The organism is Rhodoferax sp. (assembly GCF_039922535.1).
Taxonomy (GTDB): Bacteria; Pseudomonadota; Gammaproteobacteria; order Burkholderiales; family Burkholderiaceae_C; genus Rhodoferax_B.
Genome location: NZ_JBDTEM010000456.1, coordinates 1 through 3,019 on the forward strand (window position 1 = coordinate 1; position 3,019 = coordinate 3,019).

Consider the following 3,019-nt stretch of genomic DNA (forward strand, 5'->3'; position numbering starts at 1 on the left):
GGCGAGCGGGGTGGCTTTGCGGCGCGGCGTGGTGAGCAAACCCTGGGCGGCAAGGTGCAGGTTGCGGGCTTGAGAAAGCGTCAGGGTCTGCGTCAGGGTGTGCATGGTGGTTACTATGGAATAGATAGCTGCTTGCGCAGGCAGAATATGCGCTAGAGGCCTAAAAAGCTTATAAATTAAGAAGATGGTTGCGGCGGCCCTGCCCTCAGCATAGCCCTACTACGGGCAGTCAAATGCTGCAGTGCAGCACAGTCTTTTATACTGGTTACGGCTTTTACCCACCTGTCCAGGAGCCCTCCCGATTTGACCCTACGCGCCTCCTTCCGCCAACTGCTGCTGTTCGCCTTCGTGCTGATCGCGCTGCTGCTGGGCGCGGTGTCGCTCAGCGGTTTGCAGGCGCTGCAAGGGGTGTTGGCCCAAAGCCGCGAGGCCGGGCAGCAGGGCATCCAGCTCAATCTGTCTACCCGGGGCCTGGCCGAGCGCAGCACCGACATGGAGCGGGCCGCCCGCCAGTACCTGGTGCTGGGCGACAACGCTTTGCGCCAGCGCTTTGACGATGCGGCCAACCAAGCGCAGGTGCTGCTGTTGCCGCTGGGCCAGTACCCGCCCACGGCCACGCTGGCCCAGCAGTGGCTGGCCTCGGTGGTGCGTATACGCAGCCAGTTGGCCGATGGGCGGCTGGCCGTGGCGGCCCGGGACGAGACGGTGGCAGCCGAGTTCCGCACGCTGGACGGCATCTCGCGCGGGCTGACGCTGCAGGTGCAGCAAAGCATTGCCGAACACAACCAGGAACTACAAGACGCGCTGGAGGCGCAGCGCAGCCGCCAGGTGCAGCAGGTGTTGGTGGCCATCGTGGCGGCAGCGGTGGCGGCGCTGGCTTTTGGGCTGTGGTTAACGCAGCCGCTGCGCCGCCTGGGCCGGTCCATCGTGGCACTGGGCGAGGGGCGGCTGAACGAACCGGTGGTGATCCGCGGCCCGTCCGACCTGGCCAGCCTGGGCCGCCAGCTCGACTGGTTGCGCCTGCGCCTGACCGAGCTGGACGAAGACAAGGCCCGCTTTCTGCGCCACACCTCACACGAACTTAAAACCCCGCTGGCCGCCCTGCGCGAAGGCGTGGCCTTGCTGAGCGAGGGCGTGGGCGGCGCGCTGGGCGCAGAGCAGACTGAGATCGTCGGCATCTTGCAGCACAACACCGGCGTGCTGCAGCAGCAGATTGAAGACCTGCTGCGCTATAACGCCGCCGCCTTCGATGCCCGGCAGTTGCAGCGCCGCCCCACCCTGCTGCACACATTGTTAGAAGGCGTAGTGCAGGCCCAGCGATTGAGCTGGCAGGCCCGCGGCTTGGCCGTGGTGGTGGAAGGCGATACCAGCCTGACCCATCCGGTGGACCCAGAGCGGCTGGGCATGGCGCTGGGCAACCTGCTGTCCAACGCCATCCGCTTCAGCCCGGTGGGCGGGCGCATCCGCTGGTGGGTCGGCCTGCTGGGAAGCACCAACGACCGGCACATCGCCCTGCAAATCAACGACGATGGCCCCGGTGTCGCCGCCGCCGACCGGGAACACATCTTTGACCCGTTTTACCGAGGCAGCGCGCAACCGCCCCAGCTCAGCACCAGCACCGGTGCCCATCCACCACGCGGCAGCGGCATCGGCCTGGCCATCGTGCGCGAGCAGGTTACTGCCCACGGCGGGCGGGTGCAGCTGATGGCCGACGCAGGCGGTGCCTGTTTCCGCATATTTTTACCCCTGGATACCTCCCATGTCTAAATACCTAAGTTGGCTCAGCGCTGCCAGCCTGGTGGCCATCCTGCTGGGTTTGGCCGCCTGTGCCAGCCCGCCACCCGATGCCTCGCAAGAGACACCACGCCCTGCATTGCCGATCGACACCCAGCCCGCGTCCCAGGTGCCGGAGGCCAGCACACCGCCGTTAACAGCCGTGCCCGTCCCGGACCCGGTGGCCCAAGCAGGGCACGCGCTGCTGCGCTGGCAAGACCAGTTGCGCCAGACGCCCCCCGACGCGCTACCCGCGGTAGCCGCCCGCATTGCCGCCGAACCCGTTACACCGGCCAGCGCGGTGCACCTGGCCCTGGTCTGGCTGCATACCCGTGGTCCTGGCGATGCCGCCAGGGCATTGGCCCAGCTGGATGCTGTGCAAACCTCGGCCGATCCCGCTGCCCAACCCTGGGCCGACTGGGCGCGGCTACTGTCCGCCCGCGCCACGGAGCTAAAACGCCTGGACGAACAAATCAACCGCCAAACCCAGCAACTGCGCGACAGCCAGCGCCGCATCGACCAGCTCACCGAACAACTCGAAGCGCTGAAGGCCATTGAACGCTCCCTGGCCCCTCGCAACGGCGCGAGCAAAGCACCATGAGCACCGCACGTGTACAAATTCTGGTGGTGGACGACGATGCCGACATGCTGCGCCTGCTGTCCCTGCGCCTGGGCGCGGCCGGCCACCTGGTGACCGCAGTGGCCAGTGCCGAAGAAGCCTTGGCCCGGCTGGAGGTGCTGCGGCCGCAACTGGTGCTGAGCGATGTGCGCCTGCCCGGCATGGACGGCCTGGCCTTGTTCGACGCGGTGCAGGCGCGGCTGCCCGGGCTGCCGGTGATTCTGCTCACCGCCCACGGCAGTATTCCCGACGCGGTGGATGCCACGCTGCGCGGGGTCTTCAGCTACCTGACCAAGCCGTTTGACGGGCAAGAGCTGCTGGCCGCCGTGGGCAAAGCGCTGGCGGTATCGGCCACGGCGCGGCCCCTGCCGGGCTCGGCGGGCGAGGTCTGGCGCGAAGAAATCGTCAGCCGGTCTGCGGTGATGGACGAGGTACTGGCCGAGGCCCGGCTGGTCGCGCCCAGCGATGCCTCGGTACTGATCCGGGGCGAAAGCGGCAGCGGCAAAGAGCTGCTGGCCCGCGCCATCCACCGCGCCAGCCCGCGCGCCCACGGCCCGTTTGTGGCGGTGAACTGCAGCGCCATCCCCGAGGCGCTGCTGGAATCCGAGCTGTTTGGCCACGTCAAGG

General features: G+C 67.7%; 3 protein-coding genes. All 3 read left to right on the plus strand.

The annotated features are described in order from the left end of the window. The first annotated feature begins 303 nt into the window (after positions 1 to 303). Positions 304 to 1,767 (plus strand): ATP-binding protein, encoded by a 1,464-nt coding sequence (locus ABI213_RS21755; RefSeq protein WP_348008212.1) that lies wholly within the window; start codon positions 304 to 306, stop codon positions 1,765 to 1,767. Next, a complete protein-coding gene (locus ABI213_RS21760; protein WP_348028624.1) occupies positions 1,760 to 2,374 on the plus strand; it encodes a hypothetical protein in 615 nt (204 codons plus the stop codon). The genes ABI213_RS21755 and ABI213_RS21760 overlap by 8 nt, the downstream gene beginning before the upstream one ends. Continuing rightward, positions 2,371 to 3,019 (plus strand): response regulator (locus tag ABI213_RS21765; RefSeq protein WP_348028626.1); only part of this gene is annotated, 649 nt, incomplete at its 3' end. The genes ABI213_RS21760 and ABI213_RS21765, both read left to right, overlap by 4 nt.

Coding starts and splice junctions, on each gene's coding strand:
- ABI213_RS21760 (WP_348028624.1), top strand. CDS start 1,760: ATGTCTAAATACCTAAGTTGGCTCAGCGCTGCCAGCCTGGTGGCCATC.